Below are 17,613 nucleotides of genomic sequence, written 5' to 3' on the forward strand. Positions count from 1 at the left end.
GCGGCCGGTTTCGCTGAAACCGCCCGTGAATCTCTCAGGTCCCGTGACGGAAGGGGTGCTTTCTGCCAATTCGAGCAGAGAGGAAACCCTGGGCGCTCACGGAGACTCGAATGAAGCGAATCGCAGTCATTGGCGGTGGTATCACCGGTATTACCACAGCCTACACCCTTGCCAAGCGCGGGCTTGACGTTACGGTTTACGAGAAACACCGTTACGCGGCGATGGAAACCTCCTTCGCCAACGGCGGGCAGCTCTCCGCCTCTAACGCGGAGGTCTGGAACAACTGGCAAACCGTCATGAAGGGCATCAAGTGGATGTCCCGCCGGGATGCGCCACTGTTGGTCAACCCGAAGCCTTCCTGGCACAAGCTGAGCTGGTTCGCCGAGTTCATTGCTGCTATTCCCCAGTACGAGAAAAACACCACGGAAACTGCCCGTCTGGCGATCGCTGCCCGCGATCACCTGTTTGCCTGGGCGCAGGAAGAGGGCATTGATTTCGATCTCAAGAAGCAGGGCATTCTGCACATCTATCGGGATAAAGCCGGCTTTGACCACGCGGCCAAAGTGTCACGCCTACTAGCCGCGGGTGGCCTGGAGCGCCGTTCGGTTACTCCGGAGGAAATGAAATCCATCGAGCCGACCCTGGCCGGCACCTATTACGGTGGCTTTTTCACCGAGAGTGATTCCACCGGCGATATCCACAAATTCACCAACGGCCTGGCCGACGCCATCCAGCGCCTGGGCGTTAAAACCTGCTATGGCCACACGGTGACCGAACTGAGCGCCGATGAGCGTAACGCCTGGGTTACCGTTCACGATGGCACCGAGCAATCCCGGGATACCTTCGATGGCGTGGTGATCTGTGCCGGCGTTGGTAGTCGCGGACTCGCCAAAAAACTGGGTGACCGGGTGAATATCTATCCGGTGAAGGGCTATTCCATCACCGTGGAACTGGACGACGAAGCGTCACAAAAGGCCGCGCCAACAGTCAGCCTGCTGGATGATGCCACCAAGATTGTAACCAGCCGCCTTGGTGATGGTCGTTTCCGGGTTGCCGGTACCGCCGAGTTCAGCGGTTACAACCGCGATATCAAGGATGACCGGATCCGCCCGCTGACCCGCTGGGTGGAGCAATGCTTCCCGGGAGTCTGTACCCGCAAGGTGGTTCCCTGGGCCGGATTGCGGCCGATGTTGCCGAATATGATGCCGAGGGTCGGGCCGGGGCGCCTGCCAACCGTGTTCTACAACACCGGTCACGGGCATCTTGGCTGGACGCTCTCGGCAATTACCGCCGAACTGGTTGCTGAAAGCGTTACCGGGGATAACCGGTAATCTCCCGGATTTTCCGGTACAGAGGTTGAAGCTGGGGGTACATCTTCAGGTAAACCTCGGAGTAGAGCTGCTGGTAAAGCGCCCGGGTTTCTTCGTTGGGATGGAAAACGTCGCCAACCCGGGTCATGTTTGCCACGGCAGAGTCGAAATCCGGATGCAGGCCCAGCCCCACAGCCGCGTCTATGGCGGCACCGAGCCCGGAGGTCTCATAAGTGTGAGGCTTTTCGGCCGGTAATCCGAACACATCGGCGGTTAACTGCATGGCCGCATCACTCTGGGAGCCACCGCCAGCCACTCGCAATTTCGTGATCTTCACGCCGCTTCGCTTTTCGATTTTTTCTTTTCCCTCCCGCAGCGCGTAGGCAAGACCTTCCAGGATTGCGCGGTAAATGTGGGAGCGGGTGTGAACGTCCCCGAACCCGATGATCGAGCCTTTGGCTTCCGGCCCCGGCTGGCGAACACCCGGTGACCAATAGGGTTGCAACATCAGGCCCATCGAGCCCGGCGGAACGGCCTTGACCAGTTCATCGAACAGCGCTTCTGGTTCAATGCCCCGTTGTTCGGCAATTTTCCGCTCGCGCAGGCCGAATTCCCGCTTGAACCAGCTCACCATCCAGAAACCCCGGTAGATCATCACTTCCGTGGAATAGTGGCGGGGCAGCGCCGAGGGGTAGGGCGGCATCAGCCGGATCGGCTCCACGTATCTTTGGCTGGTGGTATTGATGGTGGCGGTGGTGCCATAGCTCAGGCAGCCGATCTCTGGCGTCAGCCCGCCGGAGCCGAGAATTTCGCAGGCTTTATCGGAGGCGGCGGCGATTACCGGCAGGCTTTTGGCAAGGCCCAGGTGCCGGCAGGCTTCGTCGGTCAGATGCCCGAGTGTTTGGCCGGGCGGCACCAACTCCGGAAGCATCGAACGCTTGACCGGCATAGTCTGCCATTTGAAGTCCCTGGCGCCGGCCCAGCGGTGTTTCCTGTAGTCAAAGGGCAGATACCCCACCTGGCTGCCGGTGGAATCCTTGAACTCGCCTGTCAGCCGATAATTAAGATAGCCGGAAAGCAACAGGAAATGCCGGGTTCTGGCCCAGATCTCCGGTTGATTCTGGGCAATCCAGTTGGCCTGGGTTTTCTCGCGAAAGCGGTTAATCGTGTCCTCGAGACGGGCCAGCTTGAACAGCCATCCCCAGGGGCCTTTGACCGGGCCCTCAACCTTTGCATGGCGCTGGTCCAGCCAGATAATGGCTGGCCGCAGGGCTTGACCGTTTTCATCCAGGTTGATGACGGTGCCACGCTGGGTGGTGACCGTGACACCGGCAACCTGGTCCGGGCTTGCGGTGGTGGAGTCCCAGAGCAGTTTGCAGGCTTTACCGAGCTGCGCCCAGAAGTAGTCCGGGTGCTGTTCGGCCCAGCCAGGTTCTGTCGAAAAATAGGGCTCAATTTCCTGCTTGCCCTTGCCCACCAGATTGCCCCGGGCATCGAAAAGCAGGGCCCTGACACTCTGGGTGCCGTTGTCGATCGCCAGGATCAGTGGCTCAGCAGGCATTGACGGCCTCCCCGGGCGTCAGCGAATAGGCGTTCTGGTAAATCCCGAGGTAGCGGGCCTCTTCCTGTTCCCAGTGTTGGTCATCCCAGCCGAGCAGTGACTGGCAGCGCTCGCGGATCTCCGGTAACAGGGCCCTGGCACCCTCAGGCAGCACGAGCCCCAACCGGGTTCTTCGCAATAACAGGTCGTCCAGGTGCATTACGTCTTCTTTCTGGCAGGCCCAGCAGAGTTCTGCCCAGAGCCAATCATTAGCACTGCCTGGTGTGACCGGCTCCATGGGCCCGCATGCAATCAGCCGTTCCAGCTCAGGCCCGTAGAATCCCTGCAGTCTTCGCCAGGTCTGGTGACCTACCGCCATCGGTCTTGTCAGGGCGCTTGTTGGCTTGAACACGGGCTCGGATTCGGCTCGGAGAACCTCCCTGGCATGCTCGCCAAGGCCCTGTATGAGGGCTTCCCGGGCGATCACCCGGAAGGTGGTGAGCTTGCCGCCGGCAACGCTGATCAGGCCCTGATTAACACGCAATTCATGCTCCCGGTTCTCTTTCGACGGTGCCTTGCCTGTGCCGTCGGTAACCACCGGGCGCACGCCTGCCCAGGTGGAGAGTATGTCGCCCCGGCAGATGGGGCTGCCGGGAAACAGTCGTGAGGCGATCTCAAGCAGGTAGGCGGTTTCCGCCTCAGAAATCACCGGCTCTTTGTCCAGGCTGCCTTCGTGATCAAGGTCGGTTGTGCCAAGAACGGTGGTTCCCAGCCACGGAAAGGCGAAAACCGGGCGACGATCCTGCGGATGAAACAGCGAGACCGAACAGGAAACCGGCAGGCGGGACCAGGGCAGCACCAGATGGCTGCCGCGCAGGGGCCGGATTTTCATGGTGTTGGAGGACTCGTCGCCGGATTGCAGCCGATCGGCCCAGGCGCCGGTGGCATTGATCACCAGCGGCGCCGAGATCTCGATGGGCGTGCCGTTTTCCTCCGGCTGAACCCGCAAGCCGGAAACCTGGCCGGCGGTGCGCGTTAACTCCAGGGCCCGGGTGTAGTTCAGGCACAGGGCGCCGTCCCGCCGGGCCTCGGCAATCAGGCGCAGAACCAGCCGTGAGTCGTCGGTTACCGCATCGGTGAAGCCACTGGCACCCGCGAGTTTCTCTCCGGTCAGGCCCGGCACCCAGAGCATGGAATCGCTCGGGGTCAGATAGTGCCTGCTGCGGTTGCGTGCGATGGCATCGTAAACCCGGAGCAGGGCCTGGAACAGCCGGGGCCCCGGAAACTGCCCTTTGAAGTGGGGCATGATAAAACGCAGCGGGTCCACCAGGCCCGGGGCTTCGGCCATCAGCCGCTCCCGCTCGCGCACGGCGTCCCGGGCAAGCCCGTAATGCCCGCTGCCGAGATAGCGCAGGCCACCGTGGACCATTTTGGAGGAACGGCTCGAAGTGCCCCAGGAAAAGTCTTTTTGCTCAATCAGCAGGGTGCGCAGGCCACTGCCGGCAGCTTCCCGGGCCACGCCGGCGCCGGTGATGCCACCACCGACCACCACCACATCAAATTTGTCGCTGCCTGTGCGCAACGCATCAAGCGCTTCCGCCCGGGTCATGCTAGGTCTCCCCTTCAGCCTGTCGCTCATTTCACCAGGGTTTCCGGGTTCAGGATGGCGTCCGGGTCAAAGGTGCTACACAGCGAGCGGATAGCCAGCATGCCCAGTTCCCCTTTTTCCACGGGCAGGAAGGGAGCATGATCCTTGCCAACACCATGTTGATGACTGATGGTGCCCCGGTTGGCGACAATCAGTTCAGAGGTGCTGGTCTTGAGCTTTTGCCAGCGCGCCAGGGTTTCTTCGTAGCGGTTGCCTACCCGGAACACGTAGGTAGTGTAGATGCTGCAGCCCTGGCTGTAGAAGTGCGACAGATGGGTGAACACGTGGGTCTTTTCCTGCCGGTCTGCCAGGCCGTCCCGGAGGTTGGTTTCGATAAGCCCCAACAGGTTATCGACATTGTCCCAGTCGGTTGCGGTTTCCAGCGTATCGACGGCATAGCCCATCTGCCAGAGGGCCTCCCGGAAGTAGGGCATGGTGAACCGCTTTGCCGCCCACTTGTCACCAAGCCGGGTACCGGTATAAACCCCCTTGTGAGCCTTGCAGGTGCGCCGCGCTTCCTGCAGGGCGTTCTGGCATTGCTGCCGGCTTCCGGTAACGCCGAAGGTCATCATGCATTTAGCTTCGCCCGCGCCCCGGAGCGAGAGCAGCCGCTCAAGCATGCCGATCAGCCGGGAATGGCCGGCCAGGGCCAGTTGGGTTTCTGTCTCTACGGCATTACTGAGGCGGAGCATGGACAGCTGGGTGCGATTCTGCACCAGCAACCGGCTGGCGGTGCGGGCACTGTCCCAGTCCGGGAAAAAAACCACGTGGAAGCTCTCATGTTCCGGAAGCCGGGTTAGCCGCGCCTTCACTTCGGTAATCAGGCCCAGCCGGCCTTCGGAGCCGAGCACCATTTCCCGGATATCCGGGCCGGCGCTGGAGGCAGGAAAGGTGGGTAGTGTGAGGGTGCCTTGTAAGGTCTCGACCCGCCCTCCGGCAAACAGTTGCTCGATGCGGCCATATCTCAGGGATTGCTGGCCACTGGACCGGGCCGCCACCCAGCCGCCGATGGTAGACAGCTCGAAGGATTGCGGGAAATGGCCGAGGGTAAAGCCGTGGGCACGAAGCTGGGATTCCACCAGCGGGCCAGGCGTGCCGGCGCCAAAGGTGGCAATCTGGCTGTCCGGGTCCAGGTCCAGCAGGCGATTCATCCTGCCCATGGCCACGGTCAGCACGGGCCGGCCGTTGTCGACGGGATTGATATGCCCTGCAACGCTGGTGCCGCCGCCGTAGGGCACCAGGTTGATATTCTCCTTGGCGGCCCAGGCAAGCAGTTGCCGGACCTCTTCGTTGGACGCCGGGCAGGCGACGCCGTCCGGGAACACCCCGAACTCACCGCTGCGCATCGCCAGCCAGTCGGCGAGGCTTTGGCCCCGGGCATGTCTCACCCGGGTTTCCGGGCGCGTGTCAATCAGGTCATGAAGTTCCGGCCCGGGAGACAGGCGGGTTTCCGGCACCCTCGCACAAACCGACTCCAGGCTTGCGTCAGCCAGCGGGCTGCCGTTGCCGATCCTATCCGCCAGAAATGCCTGGCCCTGTTCCGGCATTGCCAGATTGAATGTCTCATCGCCCCAGCCATTCCAGCGTCGCACTTGGTTGTTCTCCCGGAGTTACCATGAATGTGAGACCAGTCTATACAAGTTGCAGGGCGCCCGGTTGTCGGTTGACGCCAGAGGCACTGTCATTTTCCGCCAAAGGCTCCAGCCACCAGGGTATTTCAGGGGCGCAGCGATTCGGACAGCCGGCTGTTTAGCTCCTGCCATCGGGAGAGCTTGTCGGCCTCACCGATTCGCTCCCGTTCACCACCGGATTTGTTAAGCCAGAGGCCCTCGCCGTTAAAGCTGTAAACCGGTTCAAGATCAATTCGTTGTGAAGCAGGCTTAATCTCGTTTATAAGGTTGTCCAGAATCAACGGGTCGGCGTCCGGCTCTGGATACCAGGCCAGCACCATATGCGCCTGGTTCAGCTCCAGGGCCTTGACGTAGACAATACGCATTTGTGCATCCGGCACACCCATGGACTTGAGGGTCAGATACTTGGCAATGGAGAAATCTTCGCAGTCGCCGCCATTGGTGGTGAGCAATTCCACGGGAGTTGCCCAGTAGTCCTCCTCACCCCAGTGGCGGATGTCGCTGACGAAGTTGGCCCGGTTGAAGAAGGAATTGACCAGTTTGAGCTGGCGGTCGATCGGGGCGTTGTTTGCCAGATCCTGGAGACGCTGCCAGTTTTCCAGCCGCTGCTGCGCCTGGGGGCCAAATTCTTCGCGTACGTATTCCATCAGGCGTGAGCTGAGCTCGAATGCCCCCACGGCAAAGACCAGGAAAAGCACAGGCAACAGGCTGAAACGGCGGCGGGTAGGGTGGGCGGCCGTTTCCATGGCAGATCTTAGTTATTGTTCCGGAGGCGTTCCCTGAGCTGTTCAAGGCGCCGGCGGATTTCCTCACGGCGCTGATCATCGCCTGGGGCGGTGGCCGGCGCGCTCGAGGTCGTGTCGGGAGCTGCGGACGGATCGGGGGTGGCCGACTGTGTTTCTATACCTGCGGTAAATGACATGCCGTCGCTGCTGTCCGGCTCCGGGAAATACAGGTTCTCAAGTTTGCCGGCCCGTTCAATGATGACCCGATGTGGGTGCACCGACCGAAGCGTAGCATTGCCGGGAAGTTCATCGCCCACCAGATAGGCTTCGGTGTTGCTCTTGTCATCCTCGATCAGTGCGCTGCCGGGGAAATCGCCATCGGCGGCCAGGACCCCGCGCAGGAACAACCGCAGGTTGGTTTCGGGCAGGTTCTCGGTATCGGCGACTGATGGCCCGTTCTGCGCGGCAGCAGAGCCAAACAGGTCCAGAGAGGCCAGATTTACCTGTGGTGGCTGGCGGGAAGGCGCAGACCGGGAAGCCAGCGGTTTCATGGCGTCGGCCTTGCCTTGCTGGCTTTCCATTTGCCAGAAGTGATAGCCCTGCCAGGCTGTCAGAGCCACCATAGCTACCCCTGCAACAAGTGCGAGAATCAGGGGCAGCCGGTCGTTGTTTGGGAGCATTGATCATCCTGAATGCGAGTTTGTGAGCCGGAAAAAGCTCACAGGTTATCAGACTGCAACGTTTTATTGGCAGTATAGTGTATAGAGTTATTCAGCGGGTCCATATCCTGTGGTAGCCTTTCTGAATTGATTGAATCGAAAAGGGTTTCATTAACGAGGACGACCTTGACCACAGATACTGAACTTCAGCCTCAGGATGCTCCGCTGGGCCGTCTACCCTTTACCTTTGCCAAGCGCAACGGGGTCATCCTCACTCGTTCAGAGGCTGGCGAGCCGGTCATCCTGGTCCGGCCGGGCGCATCCCATTCGGCGCTGGCCGAAGCCAACCGCATCAGTGGTGGGCGGGCCCGTTTTGCCACGATCGAGCCTGGCCGTTTTGATCAGGCCCTGAACTCGGCCTACCAGAACGATTCGGCAGAAGCCATGCAGATGGTGGAAGGGATCGGCGACGACATGGACCTGGCGTCACTGGCGGATTCCGTTCCGGAAACTGAAGATCTGCTGGAGCAGGAGGACGACGCTCCGATCATTCGGCTGATCAACGCCATCCTGACAGAAGCGGTGAAGACCAGTGCCTCGGACGTGCACATCGAGACCTATGAAAAAAGGCTGGTGGTTCGCTTCCGGGTGGATGGCGTATTGCGCGAAGTGGTGGAACCCAAGCGCGCACTGGCGCCGCTGCTGGTGTCGCGGATCAAGGTCATGGCCAAGCTGGATATTGCCGAGAAACGGGTGCCCCAGGACGGCCGGATTGCCCTGCGGGTGGCCGGGCGCGAAGTGGATATCCGGGTGTCCACCATGCCGTCGTCCAGCGGCGAGCGGGTGGTTCTGCGTCTGCTGGACAAACAGGCCGGCACTATTCGCCTGGAATCACTCGGCATGGCGGGGCGGGACCTGAAGGTACTGCGCAGGTTGATTTACCGGCCCTACGGCATTCTGCTGGTAACCGGCCCGACTGGTTCCGGTAAATCCACCACGCTGTATGCCTCCCTGCAGGAGATCAACGACCGCAGCCGGAACATCCTCACCGTTGAGGATCCTATTGAATACAACCTCCCGGGTATCGGCCAGACCCAGGTCAACACCAAGGTGGACATGACCTTCGCCCGTGGGCTGCGCGCCATTCTCCGGCAGGATCCGGATGTGGTGATGATCGGGGAAGTCCGTGATCTGGAAACCGCGGAAATCGCTGTGCAGGCGAGTCTGACGGGGCACCTGGTACTGTCCACCCTGCACACGAATACAGCGGTTGGTGCCATCACCCGCCTGATGGACATGGGCATCGAACCCTTCCTGATTTCTTCAAGTCTGGTGGGTATTGTCGCCCAGCGACTGGTGCGGGTACTGTGCAAGGAGTGCCGGGAGCCGTATTTGCCCACGGAGGAACACTGCGAGTTCCTGCAACAGGATCCCGCCAACCCACCGACGATTTATCGGGCGGCCGGCTGCTCCCACTGTAACCAGTTGGGCTATCGCGGCCGAATTGGTATCTATGAGGTGGTGGAAATCTCGGAGGAAATCAGTTCACTGATCCACAAACGGGCAGGGGAGCTGGATCTGGAGCGGGTTGCCCGCCAGCATGGCCCGAGCATTCACGCCGATGGTGTCCAGAAAATACTTGATGGTGTGACGACGGTGGAAGAAGTGCTCCGCGTTACTCACCGGGGCCAGTAATTCATGCCCGCATACGAATATAAGGCGCTGGATGCCCGGGGCAAGCAGAAACACGGCGTGCTCGAAGCCGATGCGCCCAGGGCGGTTCGCCAGCAACTCCGGGATAAGGGGCTGACCCCGCTCGCAGTGGAGCCGGCGGTTGAAAAGCAGGCGCGCAATAATCCGTTAAGCAGCCGCGGGTCACTTGCGGCAGCGGACCTGGCCCTGGTGACCCGACAGTTGGCTACGTTGATCCAGTCCGGCATTCCCATTGAACAGGCGCTTTCTGCAGCGTCCCAGCAGTCGTCCAAGCCCCGAATTCGCAGTATGCTGATCGCCATACGGGCCAAGGTCATGGAAGGCTATACGCTGGCCGACAGCCTCAGCGAGTTTCCGAAGGCCTTTCCGCGCTTGTACCGGTCCACGGTGGCGGCGGGTGAGCATGCCGGCCACCTGGATCTGGTGCTCAACCGGCTGGCGGATTACACCGAGAACCGCCAGGAAGCACGCCAGAAAATCCAGCTTGCTGCGATCTACCCCATTATCCTCAGCATTGTTGCCATCTCCATCGTGGTTTTCCTGTTGACCTATGTCGTGCCCGATATCATCGAGGTATTTCTGAGGCAGGGGCAGGAATTGCCAACGCTCACCAGGGCCATGCTGGTGATGTCGGAATTTCTGGCGAATTATGGTGTCTACCTTCTTGTGTTGCTGGTGGGCGCATTGATGGTGTTCCGCTATTTCCTGGCCAAACCTGCTTTCAGGATGCGCTTTCACAAACGATTACTGCATTTACCGCTGTTTTCCGGGATGGTACGAGGGGTGAACACGGCGCGTTATGCCAGTACCCTGAGCATCCTGACCACCAGTGGCGTGCCCCTGGTGGAGGCGATGCGCATTGCCGGTGAGGTTCTTTCAAACGATTTCCTGCGCCAGGAACTCCGGGACGCGGCCCGAAAGGTCAGTGAGGGTGGCTCGCTGCATCGCTCACTGGACCAGACCGGTTATTTCCCGCCCATGATGCTGCACATGATTGCCAGCGGAGAGGCCAGTGGCGAACTGGACAGCATGCTTGAGCGGACCGCGCGGATGCAGGAAAACACCCTGCAAGCGAAGATCGCCGCCATCGTGGGGCTGTTTGAGCCGATGATGCTGCTGGTGATGGGCGTGGTCGTGCTGATTATTGTGATGGCCATCATGCTCCCGATACTGAACATGAGTAGTCTGGTGGGTTAGAACCCGCGCCGGGCTTTCAGGAGACTGGCCCGAACTGAATGGAATCCAAGCCAATGACGAGTGAGATAATGACGAGCATGAAATTGAACACACCGAAGCACAGCCGTGGTTTTACGCTGATCGAAATCATGGTGGTTATGGTTATCCTGGGTCTCCTGGTGGCGATTGTTGCCCCGAATATAATGGGGCGCAGTGATCAGGCCAAGGTGACGGTTGCGGAAACCCAGTTGAGCAATATTGCCAACGCGCTGGATCTCTACCGCCTCGATAACAGTCATTACCCGTCGACTCAGCAGGGCCTGGAAGCACTGGTCTCGAAACCGACGGGCAGCCCGGAGCCGAATAACTGGAACCCTGACGGCTACCTGAAAAGCGTTCCGGAAGACCCCTGGGGCGCACAGTACCAGTATGTGAGCCCCGGAACCGAAGGCCCCTATGATCTCTATTCCTACGGCTCCGACGGACAACCGGGCGGCGAAGGCGACGCTGCGGATATCAGTGTCTGGGATACCCAGGGCTAACCCTTGTGCAGTTCAGCGCCCGGCATACCGGTTTCACCCTGATTGAAATTCTGGTTGTTCTTGTGGTGGTGGGGCTGTTGGCGTCACTCGCCATATTTACCATGGGGGGAAGTTCCCAGCAGCGCGAACTGGAAAATGAAGTTCAGGAACTTTACCTGCTGATGCAAACCGCGTCGGAGCAAGCCGTTCTCAATAATCAGGAACTGGGCCTTCGCCTGGACGAGGATGGCTACCAGTTTGTGGCGTTCCAGGATCAGTCGGGGGACTGGAAAGCCTCGGGAGAGCGCCTGTTTCGCGCCCGTAGCCTGCCGGAATGGCTCACCGTAACCAAGTTCATTGAGAGCGATATACCCAGGCTGGCCTCGTCTGAAGATCGCCTGTTGCCCGATGTGGTGTTCTTTTCCAGTGGCGAAACCACGCCTTTCGAGCTGGAATTCACCATTGGTCGCGGGTCGGATTATCGGCACATACTGGCCTCCGATGGTCTATCGCCCATGGAATGGCGCAAACCGGGCGACGATGGGAGCCAGGAGTGAGGCCGCAGAAGGGCTTTACACTGATCGAGGTGCTGGTCGCGCTGCTTGTTTTCAGCCTGATTGCGGCCGCCGCAGCCCAGGTAGGCAGCCAGTATATCTCCAGTTATGAAAGAATCCGGGATAAAACCCTGGCTAGTTGGCTGGCCGATAACCAGATCAACCAGATTCGTCTGGAGGAGGCGCTTCCCGGAATCTCGGAAAACTCCCGGGATACCGATTATGGCCCCCACCGATGGCAGGTAACAACGGTGGTTGCGGCGACAGCGGAGCCCAGTATGCGACGCGTTGAGGTCACGGTGGCACTTTATCTGGACGATCGTCCGGAGCCGGTGCCGGTTCACACTCTTTCTGCCTTCGTGGGGAAGTGATGGCCCTGGCGCATTCTCAACCGGTTTCCCGATCCGAACGCGGCTTCACCCTGTTGGAAGTGCTGATTGCCGTCACAATTACGGCGGTGATCGGCCTGGGGGTGTGGCAGGTGATAAGCGGCGTGGTGGGCTCCCGTGACCGCGTGAATGAGCTGGCGGAGCAGTTCAGCGGCCTGCAGCGCTCCATGCTGCTGCTCGAACGGGACCTGTTGCAGGTTGTGAACCGGCCCGCCCGGGATATCTATGGCGATTTCAAGCCGGCGCTTTCCAGTCGTGAAGATGCATTCGCGCTACTACTGACCCGCCAGGGCTGGCGCAACCCACTGGGTATCCGGCGCAGCGGCCTGCAGCGTGTTGCCTGGGAATACACCGGCAGCGAACTGCGCCGGCGCTATTGGCCGATGGTGGATCAGGGCCAGGAAGAAAACAGTCGAGACCTGTTGCTGCTTGAGGGCGTTAAACGTTTCGATATCCGGTTTCTTGATGACAATCGCAACTGGCAGCCGGAATGGCCGACCGACGAGGTGTTGGCCGGCCTCACGCCGGGAAGCCGGCCGGACATACCATTGCCACTTGGAATTGAAATCACCCTTGAGCATGAGCGCTTCGGTACGCTGGTCAGAACTTTCGTACTGCCGGACTTCGATCCGGCCGGTGCCCAGGGCGCCATCAATCAGGCCAACCAGATGAACGGAGAGCCAGAGGAAACCCCGGAAGAACCCGCCGGCGCGACCGAAGGCGTTCCGGAGCAGGGGGGCTGACCCGTGGTAGAGAACGGCTCCGGTGTTGCCGGCAATAACCAGCGTGGCGTGGCGTTGATTATGGTACTTCTTGCCATGGCCCTGGTGGTGATGCTTGCGTCAGGAATGACCCAGCAACAGAGCATCCGGGTTTTCAAGGCCGGGCACTATCTGGCCCAGCAACAGGGCCAGAGCATTGCCCTCGGTGCCGAGGCCTTTGCGCGACAGGTTCTGCGCCGGGATTTCGAAGAAGACAAGGAAGACAGCCAGATGGTCGACACCCTGAAAGAATTCTGGGCCGCCAACGCCGCTGTTTTACCGCTGGATGAAAACGGTGTCGCCGAGGTACAGATCGATGGTCTTGGTGGGCGCCTGAATCTGAATGATCTGGTTGACGCCAGCGGCCAGGTTAATACGTTGGCCCGCGACCGTTTTGTTCGGCTGTTTGCCGCCCTGGGAATTACCGCCGTATCGGTCGACTCGCTGATCGACTGGATTGACCCGAACGACCAGACAGTGACGGCCTATGGCGCCGAGGACGGCCAGTACCTGATGGCCGACCCCGGCTACCGTGCCGGGAATCAGCCCTTTACCAGCGTGACCGAACTTCGCCTGATCGAAGGCATGACCGAGGAAATCTATCAGGCCCTGAGGCCCCATGTCGCTGCGCTTCCGGTGTTCGGCGCCGGCATTAACGTGAATACCGCCACGGCGATGGTCATTCGCTCGCTTCATGAAGAACTGACGGATGCCCAGGCTAAGTCTATTCTTGAGAAGCGGGAAGAAGATCCTTTCGAGAATCTTCAGGACTTCCTGGCATTGCCGGAGTTTGCCGGCCTGGGGCTCAATTCCGCCGGCCTGGGTTTGCAGACCCGCTTTTTTGAAGTTGCCTCGAGGATTACCTACGATAACCGGGTCGTGAATATGGTCAGTACCGTTTACCGGAACCCGGAAGGAGAAGTCCGAACGGTTCACAGGGATATCGGGCAGAAAAACCGAATCACCAAAGAACCTTATACCGTTTCAGAAGGATAGCCATGTCGTACCGCCTTTATGTCCGCCCGACACCGCCGTTCGCGGACGCTGATCAGGACCCCCATGCCCAGATGTTCAACTGGGTGCTGCACGATGCCAGTGGCGACATTCAGGCCCATGGTACGGGAGACAGCCGCGTTAACATTGAGCAGACTCTTGGCCAGAACGCCCTGGACAATGTACTGCTGATTGGCCTGATTCCGGGCGAGGAGGCTCTGTTCTGCCTGGCTGACATTCCCGCCAGGCAAACTCGCTTTATCCAGCAGGCATTGCCCTACGCCGTTGAAGAGCAGATTGCCCAGGATATTGATGCGGTTCATCTGGCACTGGGCAGCCATACCGACCAGGGCTTTCGAGTTGCCGCAATTGACCGTGGGCGCATGGCACAGTGGATGACGCTGTTCAGTGGCTGGGATCACGTTCAGCTTGACGCGATTTTTGCCGATGCGTCTCTTTTACCGCACACCGCCGGCGGGTGGTCGATCTGCCTGGATGGCGATACCGCGATGATGGTCAGCAATCGGGGAGAGTGGCTGAGCATGCAATCGGCCAACCTTGGCATGTTCGTGCACACGCTTGCGGCCCCCTCCGCGGAGGAAGTGGTGGTGGAAATCCCTGTCACGCTTTACGGTACCAACGCGGAGTTTTCGCTTCACCAGGCGGGTATTGGTGAGCTGGAGGCGTCTGGTCGCCTTGCGGTTCAACAGGAAATCATCGAACTGATGCCGCTTGAACTGCTGGCCTACGCCCATCACCACCACCTGTGTGAGCCGGTCAATCTTTGCCAGGGACTGTTTTCGGTGATGTCTGGCAAAACCAGCCCGCTGAAACCCTGGAAGCCTCTTATTGCGGTAGCTGCGGTCTGGTTTACCATTCAGGTAACCCTGCAGGCGGGCATGGGGTTCTATTATCAGGACCAGGCCGAAGCGCTGGAAAGCAATGCCATGGCTATCTACCGGGAAGCCTTTCCCACTGACCGCCGGACCCATGCCGGCAATGTCAGGCGGGTGATTGAGGGGCAGCTCAGAGTGGCCGGCACAAGTGGCCCGGAAATGGGCTTTATTACGCTGATGGAGTACACCGGCGAGCAGTACGCGCGCTTGCCAGGCAGCCAGTCGGTTAATTTCAATTCGGTCAATTATAGCCGTTCCCGGGGCGAACTGATTGTGGATGTGCGGGCCGACAGCTACGAACGCCTCAGCGCCCTGCGTAACGGCCTTGCCAGCAAGGGGCTTGAGGCCCAGATCGGCTCGGTAGTGAATGAATCCACTGGCGCCCGCGGTCGCCTGACTGTCTCCGGGGGTTAAGGTCATGCTTTCCAGAATCAAGGATCAGCCGGCGGTGGGCAAACTGATTGCCCAGTACGACCAGTTACCAAGGCGAGACCAGCAGGCCCTGATGGTACTTGCGCTCGCGGTCTTTGTCGGCATTCTTTACTTTGCGGTGTGGCGCCCGTCGGCGGACTTTTATGATCAGTCGTTGAGTGCCCGGAATAATGCCGCCGAGCTGCTGGCCTGGGTGCAGGCCAACGAACAGACCATCAAGCGGCTCGGTAATTCCGGTGGCAGCAGCGGATCGGCGGTCGCAGACAAGCCAGAAGACGGTCGCGCGTTGATGGCGCTGGTTACCCGGTCTGCCGATGAAGCTGGCCTCTCACTGCAGCGTTTTGAGCCGGGCGGTGAGGGTGCCATTCGGGTCTGGCTTGAAAATGTCCCGTTCGCACAGGTTGCAGCGTGGCTTGAGAATCTGAAAACGAACCATGGCGTAACAGTTGATCAGGCGGCCCTGGACAGGGCCAGTGAGCCCGGGTGGGTGTCCGCCCGCCTTACACTGACCATCTGATTCTGAATAACAGATTCCGGGCCGGTGCCCGGAACTGACGCAGGAGAGGAAAGCGATGAGCGAGGGCAGCGACAACAGGAACCAACCCGAGCCGGCCATTGTTCGCCTGGACGACAGCGCGCGCAATGAAGCCAGATCCATACTTTTTCATGCTTACCGGAACGAACCGACCTTCCAGTATCTGTTTGATCACCGCCGTCCGGGGTATGACCAGCGAGTTCGGGCCACGGTCCGGGAGCTGATTGACCTGTATATCGAGCTCAATCAGGACGCCATCGGGGTGATGGTCAACGACACCCTCGTTGCCGTGGCGTTCATCGGTGATCCGGAGCTCCGGATGAACCTGGCAGACCAGTTCAGTTGGCGCATCCGTATGGTGCTGACCACCGGCTTTGCCTCTACGCGCCGCTATCTGGATTACCATGAGAAAATCCGCGACATGCTGCCGCAGCCCCAGGCCCATCAACTGCCTTTGATGGGAGTGAACCCCAAATACCAGAACCGGGGCTACGGCCGGTTGTTGCTGAAAACAGTGGAAAGGCTTTGTGCAGAAAATCCGCAGGGCAGCGGGCTGGTACTGGATACCGGAAACAGCCGATATCTGCCGTTCTACGAATCCGAAGGGTTCCGGAGCCTTGGCAAGATCCGGCTAGGAGATTTCGAGGATCACATATTGTTCCGGGAAGTGGCCCCGGAGACCAAAGCGGCCGCAACAGGCCAAACCTGATTGTAACTCTTAACGGGAGAAGCTGTGTCTGAACAGCGGGATTTTGATCTGATTGTTATCGGAGCGGGCTCCGGTGGGGTTCGACTGGCCCGGATGTCTGCCCAGCGTGGCGCCTCGGTTGCTGTCGTCGAATCGCGGTACCTCGGGGGAACCTGCGTCAACGTGGGGTGTGTGCCCAAAAAGCTGTTTGTCTATGGCGCCCACGTTCACGATGAACTGGAAGACGCCGCCGGTTACGGCTGGAAGGTACCGCTGGATGACGTCAGTTTCGACTGGCCCAAACTGGTCGCCAACAAGAATGCCGAGATTGAACGCCTGAACGGCATTTACGGCCGCCTGCTTGAAAATGCCGGGGTTACCATTATCGACGGAACGGCCTCGCTCGCCGATGCCCATACGGTGGTGGTTGGCGACCAATCCTACACGGCAAAGCACATCACCGTGGCAACCGGAAGCTGGCCGGTCGTTCCGGACGTTCCCGGCAAGGAATGCATTCTCACCTCCAACGAAATGTTCTACCTGCCCCAGTTGCCCAAGCAGGCCGTTGTGTGGGGCGGTGGCTATATTGCTGTTGAGTTTGCCGGCATTCTGGCCGGGCTTGGGGTGGAGACCACGCTGCTGTATCGGGGAGATCTGTTCCTTCGCGGTTTCGACGGTGATATCCGCAGGTTCACGGAACAGGAAATGCGCAAGAAGGGGATCAATCTCCAGTTCGGCGTAACCATCGAATCGGTGGAGGCTGACAATGCCCATTACCGGGTTCAGCTAAGTAACGGCGAGGTGATGGAAACCGGCCTGGTAATGGCGGCAACCGGGCGGCGGGCTCTGGTCGACGGGTTGGGGCTTACCGATCTGGGGGTCCAACTGAGTGCCTCCGGCCATGTGGTCGTCGATGACCATTTCCAGACCGCGGTTCCCTCAATTACCGCACTGGGTGACGTGATTGGTACTCCGCAATTGACTCCGGTGGCGCTGGCGCAGGGCATGGTGCTCAGCAGGCGCCTGTTTGGAGACGGCCAGGGCGACATGGATTATTCGGCGATTCCGACGGCGGTGTTCTGCCAGCCCAACATTGGTACCGTTGGCCTGACCGAAGAGCAGGCCCGGGAGGCAGGGCACCGCCTTCGGATTTACCGGTCCGAGTTCCGCCCGATGAAATACACCCTCAGTGGCCGCGAGGAACGGAGCCTGATGAAACTGGTGGTGGACGACGAAACCGATAAGGTCCTCGGCGCCCATATGGTCGGGCCGGATGCCGGCGAGATAACCCAGGGGCTTGCCGTAGCCATCAAGGCTGGTGCCACCAAGGCCCAGTTTGACGCCACGCTGGGGATTCATCCGACGTCAGCGGAGGAGTTTGTCACCATGAGGGAGCCGGTGGCCTGAACCTGCCTGGCATCTCCACTTGCAGGTTCCCGTAA

The 17,613-nt window shown here is 60.0% G+C and carries 17 protein-coding genes; 12 read left to right on the forward strand and 5 right to left on the reverse strand.

All coding sequences use genetic code 11. The features are described 5' to 3' along the window. Positions 1–110 precede the first annotated feature (110 nt). Entirely contained in the window at positions 111–1,331 is a 1,221-nt protein-coding gene (locus tag msub_RS02370) for a D-amino acid dehydrogenase (protein ID WP_048494538.1), read from the forward strand. On the opposite strand, the gene msub_RS02375 is transcribed toward msub_RS02370, so the two are convergent. From msub_RS02375 to msub_RS02395, 5 genes are all read right to left on the reverse strand, one after another. Continuing rightward, entirely contained in the window at positions 1,312–2,871 is a 1,560-nt protein-coding gene (locus msub_RS02375) for an FGGY-family carbohydrate kinase (protein WP_048494539.1), read from the reverse strand. The two genes, msub_RS02370 and msub_RS02375, sit on opposite strands and share 20 nt — an antisense overlap. Continuing rightward, the gene (locus tag msub_RS02380) at positions 2,861–4,459 is read right to left on the reverse strand and encodes a glycerol-3-phosphate dehydrogenase/oxidase (RefSeq protein WP_082146383.1); all 1,599 of its coding nucleotides are present in this window, start codon (positions 4,457–4,459) and stop codon (positions 2,861–2,863) included. Before msub_RS02380 ends, msub_RS02375 begins: the two co-directional genes overlap by 11 nt. A 26-nt stretch (positions 4,460–4,485) precedes the next feature. After that, positions 4,486–6,090 carry an FAD-binding oxidoreductase gene (locus tag msub_RS02385; protein WP_048494541.1) on the reverse strand — a complete coding sequence of 535 codons (1,605 nt, stop codon included), beginning with the start codon at positions 6,088–6,090 and terminating at the stop codon, positions 4,486–4,488. Positions 6,091–6,215: 125 nt separating this feature from the next. After that, complete coding sequence (locus tag msub_RS02390; RefSeq protein WP_048494542.1) at positions 6,216–6,875, reverse strand: transglutaminase-like cysteine peptidase; 660 nt, start codon at positions 6,873–6,875, stop codon at positions 6,216–6,218. Positions 6,876–6,883: 8 nt separating this feature from the next. After that, a complete protein-coding gene (locus tag msub_RS02395) occupies positions 6,884–7,534 on the reverse strand; it encodes a type II secretion system protein N (RefSeq protein WP_048494543.1) in 651 nt (216 codons plus the stop codon). A gap of 165 nt (positions 7,535–7,699) precedes the next feature. Between msub_RS02395 and gspE the strand changes: the two genes are divergently transcribed. The 11 genes from gspE (at position 7,700) to gorA (ending at position 17,578) form a co-directional block, all read left to right on the forward strand. Beyond that, positions 7,700–9,208 (forward strand): type II secretion system ATPase GspE, encoded by a 1,509-nt coding sequence (gspE, locus tag msub_RS02400; RefSeq protein ID WP_048494544.1) that lies wholly within the window; start codon positions 7,700–7,702, stop codon positions 9,206–9,208. A 3-nt stretch (positions 9,209–9,211) separates the two neighbouring features. Further along, entirely contained in the window at positions 9,212–10,423 is a 1,212-nt protein-coding gene (gspF, locus tag msub_RS02405) for a type II secretion system inner membrane protein GspF (RefSeq protein ID WP_048494545.1), read from the forward strand. 77 nt (positions 10,424–10,500) lie between these two features. Then, entirely contained in the window at positions 10,501–10,944 is a 444-nt protein-coding gene (gene gspG, locus msub_RS02410) for a type II secretion system major pseudopilin GspG (protein ID WP_227506613.1), read from the forward strand. A gap of 5 nt (positions 10,945–10,949) precedes the next feature. Next, positions 10,950–11,480 (forward strand): type II secretion system minor pseudopilin GspH, encoded by a 531-nt coding sequence (gene gspH / locus msub_RS02415; protein WP_048494546.1) that lies wholly within the window; start codon positions 10,950–10,952, stop codon positions 11,478–11,480. Next, positions 11,477–11,848, forward strand: coding sequence for a type II secretion system minor pseudopilin GspI (gene gspI, locus msub_RS02420; RefSeq protein WP_048494547.1), 372 nt, complete (start codon positions 11,477–11,479; stop codon positions 11,846–11,848). The genes gspH and gspI overlap by 4 nt, the downstream gene beginning before the upstream one ends. Continuing rightward, positions 11,848–12,609, forward strand: coding sequence for a type II secretion system minor pseudopilin GspJ (gene gspJ, locus msub_RS02425; RefSeq protein WP_048494548.1), 762 nt, complete (start codon positions 11,848–11,850; stop codon positions 12,607–12,609). The genes gspI and gspJ overlap by 1 nt, the downstream gene beginning before the upstream one ends. A gap of 3 nt (positions 12,610–12,612) precedes the next feature. Further along, entirely contained in the window at positions 12,613–13,623 is a 1,011-nt protein-coding gene (gene gspK / locus msub_RS02430; RefSeq protein ID WP_227506614.1) for a type II secretion system minor pseudopilin GspK, read from the forward strand. Between the two features lie 2 nt (positions 13,624–13,625). Then, positions 13,626–14,930: a type II secretion system protein GspL gene (gspL, locus tag msub_RS02435; protein ID WP_048494549.1), complete on the forward strand. Its 1,305-nt coding sequence runs from the start codon at positions 13,626–13,628 to the stop codon at positions 14,928–14,930. 4 nt (positions 14,931–14,934) lie between these two features. Further along, on the forward strand, positions 14,935–15,465 hold the full coding sequence (gspM, locus tag msub_RS02440; protein WP_048494550.1) for a type II secretion system protein GspM: 531 nt from the start codon (positions 14,935–14,937) through the stop codon (positions 15,463–15,465). Positions 15,466–15,520: 55 nt separating this feature from the next. Then, positions 15,521–16,192: a GNAT family N-acetyltransferase gene (locus tag msub_RS02445; protein WP_048494551.1), complete on the forward strand. Its 672-nt coding sequence runs from the start codon at positions 15,521–15,523 to the stop codon at positions 16,190–16,192. Between the two features lie 24 nt (positions 16,193–16,216). Next, positions 16,217–17,578 (forward strand): glutathione-disulfide reductase, encoded by a 1,362-nt coding sequence (gene gorA / locus msub_RS02450; protein ID WP_048494552.1) that lies wholly within the window; start codon positions 16,217–16,219, stop codon positions 17,576–17,578. Positions 17,579–17,613: the final 35 nt, after the last annotated feature.

The organism is Marinobacter subterrani, assembly GCF_001045555.1.
Classification (GTDB): Bacteria; Pseudomonadota; Gammaproteobacteria; order Pseudomonadales; family Oleiphilaceae; genus Marinobacter; species Marinobacter subterrani.